1 protein-coding gene is annotated in these 321 nt (G+C 63.6%); it reads right to left on the bottom strand.

The annotated features are described in order from the left end of the window. Nucleotides 1-321: T6SS effector phospholipase Tle3 domain-containing protein (locus tag PXJ20_RS33065; RefSeq protein WP_421057529.1), on the bottom strand; the 321-nt coding region annotated here is incomplete at both ends.

Below are 321 nucleotides of genomic sequence, written 5' to 3'. Positions count from 1 at the left end.
CCATGTCCTCGGACGCGCCGCACTGCAACTGCCGCAATTGCGCCTCGGTGAAGACGCGCTTATCGCCCTTGATGCGGTTGGCGATGTTCCGGAAGGTATTGACCCGTGCTTCGGGAGTGGGGCGCTCTGGTCCGCAGGCCAGTGCATCCGTAACCTTGTCATCGAGCGAATACGGCGAATTCATCACGAACAGCGCATCGGGCGCGCGGGTCTTGCATATGGCGGTGGCCGCCATCGCGATCATGGTGCCCTGGCTATGCGACATCACCGTCACCGTGTCGCGCGGGCACTCGACGCGAATCCGGTCGATCAGGTCGGCCA

Source organism: Paraburkholderia sp. A1RI_3L (assembly GCF_048957895.1).
GTDB classification, from domain to species: Bacteria; Pseudomonadota; Gammaproteobacteria; order Burkholderiales; family Burkholderiaceae; genus Paraburkholderia; species Paraburkholderia kururiensis.
This window is presented reverse-complemented; position numbering and strand designations above follow the sequence as displayed.